A 17006-nucleotide genomic window follows, 5' to 3' on the forward strand; every position below is an offset into this window, starting at 1 on the left:
TTGAATATGAAGAAGGAAATATTCTATCTGATTGGCGCCGTGGCCGGTGCGCTGCTGGTGTTGCTGGCAGTACCGCTGGGAAACGCCTATATTGGAAATTATCTTTCGGTTTATGGTGGGATGGACACCCAGAGCTATGTACTGCTTATGCAGAGCGCGGTAACGGGCTTTCAGATCCTGGGCGGTGTTCTTCTGGGACTCTTCGGCGCGGCGTATCTTTTCCGGCGCAAACCGTAAGCAACGATTTTATTCTCGAATGCCCCGGCGTGCAGTTGTACGCCGGGGCATTTCTCATCGTGCTCTTTGGGGAATTTCCTTCCATGTGCTCCGTGGAGAATTTCCTTCCACCTCTTGACAAATGGATCCGACAGCTATACTATAGCATTGTTATATAACGCTGCTATAAGGAGGCTGCCACAATGGAAGAGAACACTCCCACCACATTGGAAAGGATCCAGGAGGCGGCCATGACCGAATTTCTGGACAAGGGCTTTCTGGGGGCCTCCCTGCGGCAGATCGTGAAGAACGCCGGGGTAACTACCGGAGCTTTCTATGGCTACTTCTCCAGCAAGGAGGCTCTATTTGCCTCTATTGTAGAACCCCACGCCAAGGCACTGATGGGCCGGTTCATGGAGGCCCAGACCTCCTTTGCTGAGTTGCCCGAGGAGCAGCAGCCGGAGCATATGGGGATAGAATCCTCGGACTGTGTCCACTGGATGGTGGACTACATCTGCCAGCACCGCCAGGCAGTGAAGCTGCTCCTGTGCCGGGCGGAGGGCACCGGCTATGAGCAATTCATCCACAACATGGTGGAGGTGGAGGTGGAATCCACCCTCCGCTATATGGAAGTGCTGCGGCATCTGGGGTGGGATGTGCCGGAACTGAGCCGGTCCCTGTGCCACATCATCGCCAGCGGGATGTTCAGCGGCCTCTTTGAGATCGTGGTCCACGATATGCCCCGGGAGCAGGCACAGCGGGACGTGGAACAGTTCCGCCAGTTTTACACCGGAGGATGGCTGACATTGATGGGGGGATGACCCCTGTCTTTTTTGGATATTGGTTAGTTATTGCTAACTTTCAAAAGGAGGTTTTTCCATGAAGCAAAAGAAGAAGAACGATATAGCCGCCCTGCTGGACTATGCGGGGAGCCGCAGGGGGCTGACCTTTCTGGGCCTGGGGCTGTCGGCAGTGTCCATGGTGCTGAGCATGGCGCCGTACATCTGCATCTGGCTGGCGGCCCGGGATCTGATCGCCGCGGCGCCGGACTGGACGGCGGCCCGGGAGGTCACCCGATACGGCTGGCTGGCCTTCGCCTTTGCGGTTGCGGGCATCGCTCTGTACTTCCTGGGCCTGATGTGTACTCACCTGGCGGCTTTCCGCACGGCGGCCAACATCCGCAAGCAGGGCGTGGCCCATGTGATGAACGCCCCTCTGGGCTGGTTCGACGCCAACGCCTCCGGCCTCATCCGGGGACGGCTGGACGCGGCGGCGGCCGACACCGAGACCCTGCTGGCCCACAATCTGGCAGACATCGTGGGTACCATCACCCTGTTTATTGCCATGCTGGTGCTGATGTTCGTCTTTGACTGGCGGATGGGCTGCGCCTGCCTGCTGGCGGCGGTGATCTCCATCCTCACCATGTTCGCCATGATGGGGGGCAAGAACGCCCAGATCATGGCGGAGTACCAGGCGGCCCAGGACCGCATGACCAAGGCGGGCACCGAGTATGTCCGGGGCATCCCGGTGGTGAAGATCTTCCAGCAGACGGTGTATTCCTTCAAGGCGTTCCAGCAGGCCATTGAGGAGTACAGCGCCAAGGCCGAGCACTATCAGGCGGACGTGTGCCGGACGCCCCAGTCCATCAACCTGAGCGTCACCGAGGGGGCCTTCGTGTTCCTGGTTCCGGCGGCCCTGTTCCTGGCCCCGGGAGCCCTGGCCACCGGGAGCTTTGCCGGGTTCGTGACAGACTTCGCCTTTTACGCGGTGTTCTCCGCCATCATCTCCACGGCGCTGGCCCGGATCATGTTCGCCTCCTCCGGCATCATGCTGGCCGGCACCGCCCTGGGCCGCATCCGCATGGTCATGGAGGCCCCGGAGCTGAAAGCACCAGAGCGCCCCAGGGCGCCTCAGGGCAGCCGGGTAGAGTTCCGGGACGTGAGCTTCACCTACGACGGGGCAGAGACGCCCGCTCTCAGCCATGTGTCTTTTACAGTAGAGCCGGGACAGACCGTGGCCCTGGTGGGCCCCTCCGGCGGCGGCAAAACCACCGCCGCCAGCCTGATCCCCCGGTTCTGGGACGTGTCCTCCGGCGCGGTGCTTGTGGGCGGCGTGGATGTGCGGGACATGGACCCCCACGCGCTCATGGATCAGATTGCCTTTGTGTTCCAGAACAGCCGGCTGTTCAAGACCTCCATCCTGGAGAACGTCCGGGCCGCAAGGCCAGAGGCCACCCGGGAGCAGGTGCTCGCCGCCCTCATGGCCGCCCAGTGCGGAGACATTCTGGAAAAGCTGCCAAAGGGCATGGACACTGTGATCGGTACAGAGGGCACCTACCTCTCCGGCGGAGAGCAGCAGCGGGTGGCCCTGGCCAGGGCCATCTTGAAAGACGCCCCCATCGTGGTGCTGGACGAGGCCACCGCCTTTGCCGACCCGGAGAACGAGGCCCTGATTCAGAAGGCCTTTGCCCAACTGACGAAGGGCCGCACGGTCATCATGATCGCCCACCGCCTGTCCACCGTGGTGGGGGCGGACAGGATCCTCGTCATGGACCAGGGGCGCATAGTGGAACAGGGCACGCACGAGGAGTTGACTGCCGCCGGCGGGCTGTATGCCAGGATGTGGGCGGACTACAACCGGGCGGTCCAGTGGAAGATCACCAGCGAACGGTGAGAAAGGGGGAAGGGAAATGTTCAGCAAAGCGTTTCAGCGCAAATACGCCCTGACCGACCAGGGCCTGAAAAACACCAAAAGCGGCGCGTTCTGGACCGTCGTCACCAACCTGGTGGTCATGGGCGGCATGGGCATCCTTTACCTGCTGATGGGGGGCTTTATGGGCACCCTGACGGACGGCGCGCCCCTGCCGGGGGCGGCGCTGCCGGCAGTCCTGACCGTGGGGTTCGTCCTGCTGTCCTTTGTGACCCACCTGCAGCAGTACCGGGCCACCTACGGCCTGGTGTACGGTGAGGTCAAGACCACCCGCCTGCGCCTGGCGGAGCGGCTGCGGAAGTTGCCCCTGGGCTACTTCGGTAAGCGGGACCTGGCGGACTTAACTGAAACCATCATGGGGGACGTAAACCGGATGGAGCACGTGTGGAGCCATGTGCTGGGATACCTGTACGGGGCCTACATCTCCACTGCCATCATCGCCCTGTGCCTGCTCTTCTACGACTGGCGGCTGATGATCGCCTGCCTTTGGGGTGTGCCGGTAGCCTTTGGGCTGCTGTTCGGCAGCCGGAAAATCGCCGCCCAAAACTCCGAAGTGACAAAAAAAGCCGCCCTTCGGGTCTCAGACGGCATCCAGGAGGCGTTGGAGAATGTCCGGGAGATACGGGCTGCCAACCAGGAGGAGCGGTATCTGGCCGGTCTTTATGAGAAGATCGACCAGCACGAAAAAGTCACCATCCGGGGCGAACTCACCACCGGATTGTTTGTCAATGCCGCCAGCGTGATCATGCGCCTGGGCGTAGCGACTACCATCCTGACGGGAGCCAGCCTGATTTTGTCCGGACAGATCGACTTCATGGTGCTGTTCCTGTTCCTGCTGGTCATCACCCGGGTGTACGCCCCCTTCGACCAGAGCCTGGCTCTTATCGCGGAAATGTTCATCTCCCAAGTATCTGCCGACCGCATCAACGAGATCTACGAAACCCCTATCGCCAAAGGGGCGGAGACCTTCCGGCCTCAGGGCCACGACATTATCTTTGACCATGTGGGATTCGCCTACGATAAGAAACAGGTGCTCCGTGACGTGAGTTTCACCGCAAAAGAGGGAGAAGTCACAGCTCTGGTGGGGCCATCCGGCTCCGGCAAAAGCACCTGTGCGCGTCTGGCCGCCCGCCTGTGGGATATTACGGCCGGCCGCATTACCGTGGGCGGCGTGGACATTTCCACGGTGGACCCGGAGGTACTTCTTACCGACTACTCCATGGTGTTCCAGGATGTGGTTCTCTTTGACGACACGGTGATGGAGAACATCCGCCTGGGCAAGCGCGGCGCTACGGACGAGGAGGTACGCGCCGCTGCCAAGGCCGCCAACTGCGATGAATTTGTGGAGCGGCTCCCCCAGGGTTATGACACGCCCATTGGGGAGAATGGCGCCAAACTCTCCGGCGGGGAGCGGCAGCGGATCTCCATCGCCCGGGCACTTCTAAAAGACGCACCCATCGTCCTGCTGGACGAGGCAACCGCTTCCCTGGACGTGGAAAACGAGACAAAGGTACAGGGGGCCCTTTCCCGTCTGCTTCAGGGCAAGACGGTGCTGGTCATCGCCCACAGGATGCGTACCGTGGCGGGAGCCGACCACATCGTGGTGCTGGATGACGGCCATGTGGCCCAGCAGGGCGCCCCGGCGGAGCTGATGGAGCAGGGCGGCCTCTACCGCCGCATGGTGGAGCTCCAGAGCGAGAGCGCCCAGTGGCGGCTGAACGGTGCGGAGGCAGAACCTTTCTGAAACCGGACGGAAAAGGGCACGGCTCAATCGAGCCGTGCCCTTCTGCGATATTCCAGCGGTGGGCAGCCGAACTGCCTGGCAAAGACCGCCGCGAATTTGCTTTGATTTTCGTAGCCCACCTGTGCCGCGATCTCGGCCACCCGCAGTTCGGTGTCCCGCAGCAGCTCTGCCGCCCGGCGCATCCGTGCCTCCCGCAGGAAGATGGATAGATTTTCCCCGAACACGCCCCGGAAGTAGTTTTTCAGGCTGGTTTCGCTCACCTGAAACCGCTCTGCCAACTCCCGCGCCGTGTAGTTCCGGCTCAAATCGGCGCACAGGATCTCCCGGGTTTCCCTGGCAATGGCCACCTGGGAGCGGGTGAAGTAGCGGAACGACGGACTGGCCTCCACAGGCTGGCGCTTCACTTCCCAGAGCAGCCGGGCGGAGAGCAGCTTGATCAGACCCAGTTCCTGGGAATCCCGCAGCTGCCACAGTTCATCCAGCGCCGTCTGAACGGTGGGCGGAGTAGAGGCCAGATACAGGCGGCGGTGGGTGTGCAGATGCTCCATGATCTCCTCTGGGCTGACCTCACTCTCCTGAAAGAGCGGATAGGGCCGCCGGGACAGCGCATCCAGATCAAGAAACAGTTCGATCCCCTCATAGAGACTTCCGGGATAGCAATATTCCTCCTGGGCCTGCTGTGTCCCCACAGCCATATACCCCTGGGAGAGAAAGGCGAACTGGCCGTCATCCAGGGCCACCTCACAGCGGCCCTTCTGACAGAAATTCAGAAGGAGGATATTGTTTGCCTCGGCCTGCGCCAGAGGCCAGACCTGGGTATCAATCCGGTTGAAGGAGAGGATCACACCTTCCCACAGGGAGAACAGCCGCAGACTGCCGTTTTCCGATCCGCGGAGTGTCATCACGGCGGCCTTCCCGTCGGGACATACCTCCACGCCGCCGGGGAAACGTCCGGCATCAAAGAGCTGTGACAGGTTGGACATAGGCGTTTCCTCCGTTGTGTTCTCTTGCTCTGATTGTATCGAACCGGGAGCAGGCCGTCAATGGGACAAGGAAAATCAAATGCTGTTTGGAGCCAAAACGCCGGAATGGAGTTGGTGACAGGCAGAGAGATGTGCTATTCTGTCCCATGGTTAGCAATAACTAACGATTAGAAACAGGAGGAACAGAAACATGTCTCAATCATTGGAACAGGGAAAACGGAAACTGACAGCAAAGGACGCCATCACCGCCGGCGCACTGGGAGCGGTGTGCATCGCCATCCGCTTTGTTTTTATGCTGGTGGGCGGCGTCAGTCCCTATGTGTGGTTTGCCACCCACTTGATCGACGCCATCCTGATTGGGCCGGTGTTCATGCTGATGGTTGCCAAGGTGCGAAAGAACGGTCCCTTTCTGCTCACCAGCCTGGTCACCGGCGTGGTGCTGGTAGCCGCCACATGGATGTTCCCCATCACCGGGCTGGTGGGCGGACTTCTGTGTGAGCTGTGCCTGCGGGCCGGGCAGTTCAGGCAGAAGAGCTGGCTGGTGCTGGGCTTCTTCTGCTTCAATCTTGGATTCATCGGGGACTTCCTGCCCCTGTGGTTCACCAAAGAGAGCTATCTGGAGTATGCCGCCCAGATGATGGATGCCGGCTATATGGCCACCATGGAGGGCCTGCTGACCTGGCCGGTGTTCGGGATCATCGTGCTGAGTATCCTGGTGGGGTCCATCCTGGGCGCCCTGCTGGGCATGAAGCTCATGCGCAAGCACTTCGTCAAGGCCGGGCTGGCACAATGAGGGCGCAGGCTGCCCGCGGTTCCTTTCTGGACCCACGGACCAAAATCCTGATTTGGCTGCTGGCCAATGTGGTGGTATTCACCTGGGCTCCGGCGGTGTTCCGCGTCGCCGTGATGCTGGCCTACTTCGGCCTATTCCTGCTGGAGCGGAAGGGAAAGATGCTGGCGGGCCTGCTGCTTGTCTACCTGGTCATCGTGGCAGTGCAGTTCTGGCTGTTGCCGCTGCTGCCCGGCTCCCTTGCCACGGTCTTTGCCACAGTGACCTATTTCCTTCTGGTCTTTCCCTGCATTGCCGGCGGGGTTTACATCATTGCCACCACCAGCGTCAGCCAGTTCATGGCCGCTCTGGAGCGGTTGGGGGCGCCCCGGAGCTTTTCCATCACTCTGGCGGTGACCCTCCGTTTTCTGCCGGCGCTCCGCCAGGACTTCCGGCATATCCGGGACGCTATGGCCCTGCGCCGGATCCACGGCCTGGAGGAAAAATTGGCGTGTGTCTATGTCCCCATGCTCATGGGGGCGGCCCAGACAGCGGAGGAACTCAGCGAGTCGGCCACCGCCAGGGGCATTGAGCATCCGGGGAAAATGTCCTCCTGGCGGCCCATCGGATTTCATGTTCAAGATGCGGCCGTGACTTTGCTGTTCCTGGCCCTGTGCGTGGGTGGGATCTGCTGCAAGGGGGTGCTCCCGTGATCACCTTCGACCATGTGACGTACACCTATGAGGGGCAGACGGAGCCCAGCCTTCGGGACTGCTCTTTTACCGTAGAACCGGGAGAACTGATCCTTTTCACCGGTGAGAGCGGGTGCGGCAAGACCACGATCATCAAGCTCATCAACGGGCTGCTCCAGCATGGAGGAGGCGGGACTTTGGAAGGCACCGTCACAGTCAACGGTCGGGATGTGGCCGGGACGCCCCTGTGGGAGCTGGCGCAAACCGTGGGCTCCGTGTTTCAGAACCCCAAGTCTCAGTTCTTCAATCTGGACACCACCGGCGAGGTGCTCTTTGGCCTGGAGAGCCGGGGGGCCTCTCGGGAGGAAATGTCCCAGGCCCTGGATTCCGCCGTTCAGGTCTGCGGCGTGGGCCCGCTCATGGATCGGAATATCTTTGCTCTGTCCGGCGGGGAGAAGCAGCGCATCGCCTGTGCCAGCGCATGGGCCATGGGACCGGAGGTGTTTGTGTTGGATGAGCCCTCCTCCAATCTGGACGGAGAAGGCATCCGTCAACTGCGGGACATTCTGAGGCGGCTGAAAGCAGCGGGGAAAACCGTCCTGGTGGCGGAGCACCGACTGTGGTATGCCGCAGACCTGGCTGACCGGGTGTTTTATCTGCGGGAAGGGCAGCTGGAGCAGATTTACACCGGGGCGGGGTTCTTGGCTTTGACGGAAGAGAAACGGCGCTCCATGGATCTGCGGAGTTTGACGGAGGTACCGCTGCCGGAGCCGCACCCGTCATCGGAAACGGGTGGCCTGACGGTACGAGGCCTTCGGGCCTCCTACGGCGGCAGAACAGTCTGGGAGGATGTGTCCTTTACCGCACCCCGGGGACAGATCACAGCCATTACCGGTCACAACGGGGCGGGCAAGACCACTTTGGCCCGATGCCTGTGCGGTTTGATGAAAGAGCAGGCCGGGACGATCCTGTGGGACGGAAGCCCCATGGGCCGAAAGGAACGACGGCGAAAGGCTTTCCTCATCATGCAGGATGTGAACCTCCAGCTTTTTGGGGACAGCGTGCTGGCGGAAGCGCGGCTGGGCAGTACAGCCACAGAGCAGGAGGCTCTGGCCATCCTGGAGCGGATGGATCTGGCCCAGTACGCCCAGGCGCACCCGTTGGCGCTCTCTGGTGGACAGAAGCAGCGCCTGGCTATTGTGGACGGCTGCCTCAGTGGAAAAGAGTTGCTGATCTTCGACGAACCCACCAGTGGTCTGGACTACGCCCACATGCTGGAGGTGAGCAGGCTCCTCCGGGAGCTGGCAAAACAGGGGCTGTGCGTGGTGGTCATCACCCATGACGGGGAGTTCCTGCGGGAGAGCGGCGCCCAAACGGCGGAGTGGGCGCCAAAGGAACGGCTCCAATAGTATTTGCAATACAACGGAAGGAGGCTCACGCATGGCATTGCACGCATCCGGCGAGGACTATCTGGAGGCCATCCTTGTTCTCCATAAGAAGATGGGCATGGTGCGCTCCGTGGATGTGGCCCGGCACATGGAGGTCACAAAGCCCAGCGTGTGCCATGCGGTGGCGACCCTGCGGGAAGGGGGCTTCCTGACAATGGACAGCGACTATTTCCTGCACCTGACCGATGTGGGGCGGGAAGTGGCAGAGCAGATCTATGAAAAGCACCGCTTCTTTACCGACCGGCTGATTGAAGCCGGCGTAGACCCGGAAGCGGCGGAACGGGACGCTTGCCGGATGGAGCACGTCATCAGCGATGAGAGTTTTCAGCGCCTCAAAGCGGTGTCTGAGCAAAAATCTTGAGCACAGCAAAGGAGAGGGGCCGTGCTTGCGGCCTCTCTCTTTTTGCGTAAAAGGGGGATAAGCATCCGATGGAAGAAATTATCGTTATCCGAGTCGCTGACCCAGACGGCAGCGTGTTCAAGGCCGTCATGGACGCCCTTCAGGAGAAAAAGGCAGAGGTCATCGACATCGCTGCTCCTGCTCCCTCTGTGCTGTTCCTCGGCGAATTGGAAATCCGCCCCGCTTACCGGCAAGCCCTTCTGGCGGGAAAGGAAATCCGCCTCAACCACGGGGAATATGCCATGCTCTACTGTATGGCTAAGACACCTGGCTGCGTCTACACCAGAGAACAACTTTATGCGGCGGCCTGGGACGAGATATATCCCTATGGGACAAATACCGTGGAAAACACTATCTTCCGGCTACGACAGAAAATAGAGGCAGATCCAAAACATCCGGTTTACATCAAAACCGTCTTTCGGAGTGGATATAAGTTAAATAAATTATAGATGCCAACCAGTTGCTTTTGTGCGTAGAGATAAGAATTTCCGATATATTCCATCCTCTTGTAATAATTCAGCGTGCCTTCCTCGTTGAACGATTTTTCCGTGATCTATCACAACAATTTGATCTGCATTCCTGACAGTACTCAGTCGGTGCGCAATCGAAATTAAAGTTTTGTTTTTTGTCAACTCCTGGATGGCAGATAAAAGTGCCTGCTCATTCTCCGGGTCCACGCTGGAAGTCGCTTCGTCCAAGATGATGATGGGAGCATCTTTCAAAATGGCCCTGGCGATGGAAATACGCTGCTTTTCTCCACCGGAGAGAGTTGAGCCACCCTCCCCGATGATCGTGTCGTACCCATCCGGGAGGGACAAAATGAAGTCGTGGCAGCAGGCCCGTTTTGCAGCCTCCACCACCTGTTCATGGGTGGCTTCCGGCCGACCAAACCGGATGTTGTTTTCCACAGAGTCGTGAAAGAGGTACACATTCTGAAAGACCATGCTGATGTATTCCAGCACGCTGTCCGCAGTATAATCCCGCACATCTTTTCCGCCGATCCGAACTGTCCCTTCCTGCACATCCCAAAAGCGGGCAATCAGATTGCAGAGTGTAGTCTTGCCGCTGCCGGAGGGCCCTACAATCGCGCAGGTGGTATGCTCCGGGATTTCCATCGAAATATCATAGATTACCCGTCGATTCCCATAGCCAAATGAGATATGTTCCAGAGAAATACCATAGTGGGACACAATCAGTTTCTCCGTGCTGGTATCCATCTTTGGAATATCGGTGACTTCCTCCAGTCGGTCCAGTTCTGTATTGATCTTTTTGCTCAGAAAGGCGCTGTTGCCCATTGTCTCCAAATCGGAATAAACCGTAAACGCACAGAACAGGAAAGTCAGGCAATAAGGCAGGCTGATTTGCCCCGCCAGATACAGCAGAGCTGCCGCCGCAATCAGCACACAACTCATGAGCTTAAAGGTCAGCCCATAGAAACGGAGGACACCAGCCGTAGCCTTTTCCTGGCCGTAGTCCGCATCCCATTTTTTCTGGAACGCAACGCGGACTTCCCGCTGTCCTTCGTCACCTTTAGAGAAAGAACGCAACACCGAAATACCCCGTATGTATTCCATCACCTTACCGACCAGGTGCTCCTGGGCCTCCTGGTAAATGGGGGCATATTGAGCAGCACGAAACCTCACCCAGCGCAGGACCAGCATCCCAAGCGCCAGCCCCACAAGGCTCAATCCCGCAATCACCGGGCTGAAAAAGAACATCATCACGGACATCAGTACAGCCATAGCCACACCACTGGTCATCTGCTCAATCGCCAGCATGGAGTAGCCCTCCAGGTCGGCAATCGTGGTGGTGAGCATGGCCTGGATGGTGCCCAGGTTTTGTTCTGAGAAATATCCCATGGGTGCCTGTTTCAATCGTTCCCCAATCTCCAGACGGTAATCCCGAAAAATGTCATAGCCAGTCCCGCTCATGGTGCGGTCATACATCCACTGGAAAAAGAAATGGCCCAGTACGCTGCCCAGAATTACGCCAAAAGCCTGCTCGATGATGCCCGGCGAGAGTTTATCCAGATGGACCAGAATCCAGAATACACCGAACATCATAAACCCGTTGAAGAATGATTTCAGAATGTTGCAGACGATTCCTGCAACGATTTTTCCACGGCTGTTTCCCGCAATCTTAAAGACGCGACGAATCATTTCAAACATCTTCTGCGCCTCCTTCCATAGAGCCGGCGTAGTCCTGCCACATCTTTCGATAAAGGGGGCAGCTTTGCAGAAGCTCCTCCTGGATGCCTCGGCCCACAATCTCGCCGTTAGAAACAACCAATATTTGGTCGGCATTGCGGATCGTATTCAGCCGGTGAGCTACGACAATCAGAGATTTTCCCGCCACCAGTTTGCTGATGGCCTGCTGGATCAGTGCCTCGTTCTCAGGGTCGGCATAGGCGGTTGCCTCGTCCAAAATGATGACGGATGCCTTTTTGAGCATGGCCCGCGCAATGGTGATGCGCTGCCGCTCTCCACCGGAAAGCCGGTCCCCGGCATCACCGGCCATGGTATCATAGCCCTGTTCTAACTGCATGATAAAGTCATGGCAGTTGGCGGCTTTGGCGGCAGCCTCTACTTCCTCGTCGCTGGCATCAGGGTTTCCCATACGGATGTTTTCCCGAATAGATTTGTCAAAGAGAAAATTGTCCTGGGCCACATAGCTGATCTCACTCATAAGCTGTCCGAACGGAATGCTGCGAATATCCTGCCCGCCAAAACGGACCGTACCAGAGGTCGCATCCCAAAAGCCGGCCATCAGTTTGGCAATCGTGGACTTCCCGGAGCCGGATGGACCGACAATGGCTGTCATGGTACCGGGTTGTGTCTGGAATGAGATACCGTGGAGGACTTCGGCTTCGTTGTAAGCAAAACGAACATCCTCAAATTGGAAGCCCTGTGATCCAAGTTCTGCGGACTTCGTGGGGCGAACAAGTTCCGGCGTCTTCAAAAAGGCAGTGACCTGTTCCAGATTACCCTTGATCATGCTGACCTGCTCCATGGCCTCGGAGACCTTCATCAGCGGCGCAATAAAACCCAGAGGCACTACCAGAGCTACCAGAAAGACAGGGAGAGAAAGACCTCCCTCCATATAGAGCCACGCTCCCACTGGAAGGGTCCCCAAAAGCGTAGAGGGTAGAACAGCCCGGGCTGCTGCGTTCCAAAGCCAGCATTGGCTCCACCATGCCATGGTGGAGTCGTGGAAGTAACAGACCGAATCAGCATATTTTCCATAGGAAGCTGCGGATCGGTTGAACGCCTTGATGACCTGAATGCCGTTGACATACTCCACCAAGGCGCTGTTCATCTCATTGGCGGAGCGCATATAGTTCTCCATGCGAGGTCCGTAACCACGCATCATGGCAGCAAAAAAGAAGGTTCCCAGTGGAATTGTCACCAGTGCAGCCAGCCCCATCCGCCAATCCAACAGGAAAATTAGGAGAATACTGCACAGAGGTGCGGCGATGTTGGATGGCAGTTCCGGCATGAAATGGGCCATGGAGTCCTCCAGCTTCGCCACATTGTCCACAATCAGATTTTTGAAAGTTCCGGTGGGCGTTTCCAGCATGACACCCATGGGGACCTTCGCCATCCGGTCCGTAATGGCCTCCCGGATATTTTTCAGTATGGTAAAGGAAATTTTGTGGGACATTAGGGAAGACCGCCAGGTAAGCAGCATTTTTATGATCTGGCAAACTGCGGAGCCTCCGCAGAGAAACAATACCAGCGTGGGCGTTGCAGTCCCCTGGTACAAGGCGTCCGCGAGGACAGCCACCATTAAAAACGGGCCCATGCCAAACAGTTCTCCCAAGACAGCCAGGAAGATGGAGAGACGCATTTTACCGTTGCTCTCTCCCACAAAAGCAAAGAGCTGACGAATTGTTCCCGCTTCTTTCGACTTCATAACCAGCCTCCTTTCAGGCCACAAAAAATACAAGGAGGGTATTGCAATTTCAAGTACCCTGTGCTAAAATCTAAATTACAGCGTAATATTACAGTGTAATTTTAGTATAGGACGGAGGGACAGCAAATGTCAAGAGACTTTCAGCAGACCCACGAAAATCTTTTGCTCTGCGCCCAAAAGCACTTTCTGGAATATGGTTTTGAGCGGGCCAGCATCCGGGAGATCTGCAAGGACGCCCATGTGACCAACGGAGCTTTTTATAACCACTTTGAAGATAAGGAGGCTCTGTTTGGCGCGCTGGTGGAGCCTGTTGTCCAGGAAGTCAAGGCCATCTACGAGGCATCGGTAAATGAGCACATGGAACTGGCAAAGACAGATGACTTGAAATCCCTCTGGAAACTGTCGGAGAAAACGCTGTCGGCCATTATCGAATACATCTATGAGCATTTTGATGTGTTCCGGCTACTTCTTATGCGGGCGGAGGGCACGCGGTATTCCTCCTTTTTGGATGATGTTGTCTGTCTGGAAACCCAGGTCACGCTGAAATTTTTTGCGGAACTGAGATCCCGGGGTATCCAGGTCCGCGAATTGGCAGAAGAGGAATGGCATATTCTGCTCCATTCGTATTTTGCATCCCTGGCGGAAGTAGTCATGCACGATTTTCCAAAAGAGGCAGCATTGAAATACGCCCATACGCTTGTATCCTTTTTTAACTCCGGATGGCAGACAATTTTGGGGATTTGATCCCCAAAATTTTTGCACAATAGTTAGCATCCACTAACTAAACGACATGGAGGTGAAACCGCAGTGTCCCCTTTGCGCGGGGTATTGCAACACTCAATTCTTTTCAGAAAGGACATATTCAATAATGGAAACCACAAAAAAGCTCACAGGTAAAGACCTAATCAATGTTGGCATTTACACAGCCATGACCCTTGTTATTTTCTTTGTTGTCGGCCTGCTTACCGCACTGCCGGTGGTCTACCCGTTCCTGTTCATAATTTGGCCCATCGTCTGCGGCATTCCTATGATGCTTTACTATACCAAGATTCAGAAGTTTGGTATGCTGACCATCACAGGTATCATCGGCGGCATCTTTTTCTATCTGATCGGCTACGGCTGGATCGGCCTGCTCGGCTGGGTGCTCGGCGGCATTCTAAGCGATGTCGTGCTCAAAATCGGCGGCTATCAGAAATTCAAGGTCACTGTTCTGAGCTATGCCTGCTTTTGCCTCGGTATCATGGGCTGCCCCGCCAATCTCTGGTTTGCCGGCGAAGCGTATTGGGAAAACATCCACACCTCTATGGGCGATCAGTACGCAAACACCTTGCAATCCCTGATGCCTTCCTGGATGTTGTATGTGGGCTTTGCGCTACTGTTTGTGGGCGGTATTCTGGGCGCGCTGCTGGGGCATAAAATGTTGAAAAAACACTTTGAGAGAGCTGGCATTGTGTAATGGAGCAGCTTCAAGCGGTTATTGAAAACAGAACAGGCTTTTGCTTGGACCCACGAACCAAGCTGCTGCTGATGGCCGTTGTCGCTACCGCAGAATTTCTATACAGCCACACCGCTTTTATGATTGTGGTGGCGATGATCCCTTTTATCCTGCTGTTGACTAACCGGCAGTATAAGACGGCAACCGTGTTCTTTTGCCTGTTCGCAGCGGGGCTGTTTGTGCAGGCTATCCAGAACTCGGTACAGTTCCCGATGATCGTCAATATGCTGGTAGTTCTGCTGGTAGGGCTGGTCCTGCGGCTGTTTCCGGCCTTTGTGATGGGGGCCTACATCATCAAATCTACTACAGCCAGCGAGTGCATTACCGCGCTGGGCAGGATGCATATTGGGCGGCAGATCACCATTCCGCTCTCCGTCCTGTTTCGTTTTATCCCTACCATGCAGGAGGAATCGGCCGCCATCAAGGACGCCATGCGGATGCGGGAGGTCCAGTTCGGGACAAAGAAATTCTGGCAAAACCCCGCGGCCCTGATTGAATACCGTTTTATTCCCCTGATGATCTCGGTGGTCAAAATCGGGGATGATCTCTCTGCGGCGGCCCTGACCCGCGGCCTGGATAACCCGGTCCGGCGCACCAATATCACAAAGGTCGGTTTTACCGGCTGGGACCTGCTGACGGTACTGATCGCCGGAACTGCGCTACTCTCTACATACTTTTTCAGTCCATGGTAAGGAGGTGATACTGTGATCGAATTGAAAGATGTTTCCTTTACTTATGAGAGCGGAGAAACCGAGAACAACCTGAGCCATATCAACCTAACAATCCGGGATGGCGAAACCATCCTGCTCTGTGGAGAGTCCGGCTGCGGCAAGACGACGCTGACCCGGCTGATCAACGGCCTGATTCCGCATTACTACGGCGGGAAATTGACTGGGCAAGTTCTTTTAGATGGGAAAGAGTTAAAAAACTATCCTCTTTATCAAATCGGACAGCGGGTAGGATCTGTATTCCAAAATCCAAGGACGCAATTCTACAATGTAGATACTACCAGCGAGATCGTTTTTGGGTGTGAAAACATGGCTCTGCCGGTCTCGGAAATGAGGGAACGTCTGGAAAAAACTGTTCATAGTCTCAAGCTGGAAAAACTGCTGAATCGGAGCTTATTTGCCCTGTCCGGTGGAGAAAAACAGAAAATCGCCTGCGCCTCTGCCGACGCAATCCACCCGGACATCTTTGTGCTGGACGAGCCATCCTCCAACCTGGATATTGCCACCATCGAAGATTTAATTGGTGTGATCCGGCACTGGCAGTCCGAGAAAAAGACGGTGATCGTCGCGGAACACCGGCTTTATTATCTTGTTCCCTATGCAGACCGAATTCTCTACATGAAGCACGGAAGTATTGTACAAGAATTTACCGGGGCAGAATTCCAAAAATTACCGCCCGATAAATTGCAGGGAATGGGGCTGCGGGCACTGGACCCATTCCATCTGCCCCCAGAGGCCGCTCCCAAACCGGCCGCTCCGCAACTACATATCAAGGGGTTCCAGTTCTCCTATGAAAAGCACGGCCCCCTCAATGTGGATATTCCAGACCTGACCCTGCCCCAAGGGGAGATCATTGGCATCATCGGGAATAACGGTGCGGGAAAATCCACCTTTGCCCGGTGTCTGTGCGGCTTGGATAAAAAAGCAAAAGGTGTGCTTGAAATGGATGGGGTCCCCTATGACGCAAAGCAACGCAGGCATATCTCCTATATGGTTATGCAGGATGTAAACCACCAGCTATTTACGGAAGATGTGCTGGACGAGTTGCTGCTCAGTATGGGCGGCGAAGACGAGAAAGCGGATACGACCCGTGCCAAGGAGATACTGAACAGCCTTGACCTGCTGGACAAAATAAAACTGCACCCCATGTCCCTGTCCGGTGGTGAAAAACAGAGGGTGGCGATTGGCAGTGCAGTAGCTTCGGGCAAAAAGATCCTGATATTTGACGAGCCTACCAGCGGATTGGATTACCGGCATATGCTGGAGGTGTCGGACAACTTAAACCACCTAAAAGAGATGGGAAAGTGCCTGTTTCTGATCACACATGACCCGGAACTCATTTATAAATGCTGCACCTACCTGTTGTTCATTCAGGGGAGCAAGGTGCTGTGGCATCGGCCGATGGACGGGGATGCAGTGAGTCTCTTGCGGGCTTTCTTCTCCCACGAGCAAGGAAATGGTGCGTGCAATGCCTCCTGATAAAAAACTGTACGCGTCCGGTGAGGATTACTTGGAGGCCATACTTGTTCTCCATAAGAAGACGGGCATGGTGCGCTCCGTGGATGTCGCCCGGCACATGGAGGTGTCCAAGCCAAGCGTGTGCCATGCGGTGGCGACCCTGCGGGACGGGGGCTTCCTGACGATGGACAGCGACTATTTCCTGCACTTGACCGATGTGGGCCGGGAAGTGGCGGAGCAGATCTACGAAAAGCACCGTTTCTTTACCGAGCGCCTAATTGCAGCAGGTGTGGACCCGGAAACCGCTGAGAAAGATGCCTGCCGGATCGAGCACGTCATCAGTGATGAAAGTTTCGAGAGGCTGAAAGCCGCCGCGAAAACAGAATCGTAAGCACAGCAAAGGGAGGAGGCCGTGCAGGCGGCCGCCTCCCTTTGCCATTGGGGGTGAAATC

The 17006-nt window shown here is 56.6% G+C and carries 17 protein-coding genes; 14 read left to right on the forward strand and 3 right to left on the reverse strand.

Translation table 11 applies throughout. From position 1 onward, the window contains the following. The first annotated feature begins 6 nt into the window (after positions 1-6). From B5G34_RS01900 to B5G34_RS01915, 4 genes are all read left to right on the forward strand, one after another. The gene (locus tag B5G34_RS01900; RefSeq protein WP_087236158.1) at positions 7-237 is read left to right on the forward strand and encodes a hypothetical protein; all 231 of its coding nucleotides are present in this window, start codon (positions 7-9) and stop codon (positions 235-237) included. Between the two features lie 182 nt (positions 238-419). After that, positions 420-1037: a TetR/AcrR family transcriptional regulator gene (locus B5G34_RS01905; RefSeq protein WP_087333737.1), complete on the forward strand. Its 618-nt coding sequence runs from the start codon at positions 420-422 to the stop codon at positions 1035-1037. A 58-nt stretch (positions 1038-1095) separates the two neighbouring features. Next, the gene (locus B5G34_RS01910; protein WP_087333738.1) at positions 1096-2889 is read left to right on the forward strand and encodes an ABC transporter ATP-binding protein; all 1794 of its coding nucleotides are present in this window, start codon (positions 1096-1098) and stop codon (positions 2887-2889) included. A 16-nt stretch (positions 2890-2905) separates the two neighbouring features. Continuing rightward, positions 2906-4669, forward strand: a complete 1764-nt coding sequence (locus B5G34_RS01915; RefSeq protein ID WP_087333739.1) for an ABC transporter ATP-binding protein — start codon at positions 2906-2908, stop codon at positions 4667-4669. A 23-nt stretch (positions 4670-4692) separates the two neighbouring features. On the opposite strand, the gene B5G34_RS01920 is transcribed toward B5G34_RS01915, so the two are convergent. Continuing rightward, on the reverse strand, positions 4693-5652 hold the full coding sequence (locus tag B5G34_RS01920; protein WP_087333740.1) for an AraC family transcriptional regulator: 960 nt from the start codon (positions 5650-5652) through the stop codon (positions 4693-4695). Between the two features lie 190 nt (positions 5653-5842). On the opposite strand from B5G34_RS01920, the gene B5G34_RS01925 reads away from it, so the two are divergent. The 5 genes from B5G34_RS01925 to B5G34_RS01945 all read left to right on the forward strand — a co-directional run bounded on the left by B5G34_RS01925 (position 5843) and on the right by B5G34_RS01945 (position 9410). After that, complete coding sequence (locus B5G34_RS01925; RefSeq protein WP_006573090.1) at positions 5843-6445, forward strand: MptD family putative ECF transporter S component; 603 nt, start codon at positions 5843-5845, stop codon at positions 6443-6445. Continuing rightward, complete coding sequence (locus B5G34_RS01930; protein WP_087333741.1) at positions 6442-7134, forward strand: energy-coupling factor transporter transmembrane component T; 693 nt, start codon at positions 6442-6444, stop codon at positions 7132-7134. The genes B5G34_RS01925 and B5G34_RS01930 overlap by 4 nt, the downstream gene beginning before the upstream one ends. Beyond that, positions 7131-8522 carry an ABC transporter ATP-binding protein gene (locus B5G34_RS01935; protein ID WP_087333742.1) on the forward strand — a complete coding sequence of 464 codons (1392 nt, stop codon included), beginning with the start codon at positions 7131-7133 and terminating at the stop codon, positions 8520-8522. The genes B5G34_RS01930 and B5G34_RS01935 overlap by 4 nt, the downstream gene beginning before the upstream one ends. Before the next feature lie 31 nt (positions 8523-8553). After that, positions 8554-8922: a metal-dependent transcriptional regulator gene (locus tag B5G34_RS01940; RefSeq protein WP_087333743.1), complete on the forward strand. Its 369-nt coding sequence runs from the start codon at positions 8554-8556 to the stop codon at positions 8920-8922. 68 nt (positions 8923-8990) lie between these two features. Then, positions 8991-9410 (forward strand): winged helix-turn-helix domain-containing protein, encoded by a 420-nt coding sequence (locus tag B5G34_RS01945; protein WP_087333744.1) that lies wholly within the window; start codon positions 8991-8993, stop codon positions 9408-9410. On the opposite strand, the gene B5G34_RS01950 is transcribed toward B5G34_RS01945, so the two are convergent. Beyond that, entirely contained in the window at positions 9405-11129 is a 1725-nt protein-coding gene (locus B5G34_RS01950; RefSeq protein ID WP_087333745.1) for an ABC transporter ATP-binding protein, read from the reverse strand. The two genes, B5G34_RS01945 and B5G34_RS01950, sit on opposite strands and share 6 nt — an antisense overlap. Beyond that, positions 11122-12873, reverse strand: coding sequence for an ABC transporter ATP-binding protein (locus tag B5G34_RS01955; RefSeq protein WP_087333746.1), 1752 nt, complete (start codon positions 12871-12873; stop codon positions 11122-11124). The genes B5G34_RS01950 and B5G34_RS01955 overlap by 8 nt, the downstream gene beginning before the upstream one ends. 126 nt (positions 12874-12999) lie before the next feature. On the opposite strand from B5G34_RS01955, the gene B5G34_RS01960 reads away from it, so the two are divergent. The 5 genes from B5G34_RS01960 (at position 13000) to B5G34_RS01980 (ending at position 16945) form a co-directional block, all read left to right on the forward strand. Next, the gene (locus B5G34_RS01960) at positions 13000-13617 is read left to right on the forward strand and encodes a TetR/AcrR family transcriptional regulator (RefSeq protein WP_087333747.1); all 618 of its coding nucleotides are present in this window, start codon (positions 13000-13002) and stop codon (positions 13615-13617) included. 124 nt (positions 13618-13741) lie between these two features. Continuing rightward, on the forward strand, positions 13742-14329 hold the full coding sequence (locus tag B5G34_RS01965; protein WP_087333749.1) for an MptD family putative ECF transporter S component: 588 nt from the start codon (positions 13742-13744) through the stop codon (positions 14327-14329). After that, positions 14329-15060 carry an energy-coupling factor transporter transmembrane component T gene (locus B5G34_RS01970; RefSeq protein WP_087333751.1) on the forward strand — a complete coding sequence of 244 codons (732 nt, stop codon included), beginning with the start codon at positions 14329-14331 and terminating at the stop codon, positions 15058-15060. Before B5G34_RS01965 ends, B5G34_RS01970 begins: the two co-directional genes overlap by 1 nt. Positions 15061-15072: 12 nt before the next feature. Continuing rightward, on the forward strand, positions 15073-16575 hold the full coding sequence (locus tag B5G34_RS01975; RefSeq protein ID WP_087333753.1) for an ABC transporter ATP-binding protein: 1503 nt from the start codon (positions 15073-15075) through the stop codon (positions 16573-16575). Beyond that, complete coding sequence (locus B5G34_RS01980; RefSeq protein ID WP_087333755.1) at positions 16565-16945, forward strand: metal-dependent transcriptional regulator; 381 nt, start codon at positions 16565-16567, stop codon at positions 16943-16945. The genes B5G34_RS01975 and B5G34_RS01980 overlap by 11 nt, the downstream gene beginning before the upstream one ends. Positions 16946-17006 lie beyond the last annotated feature (61 nt).

The organism is Flavonifractor sp. An82 (assembly GCF_002159265.1).
Taxonomy (GTDB): Bacteria; Bacillota; Clostridia; order Oscillospirales; family Oscillospiraceae; genus Flavonifractor.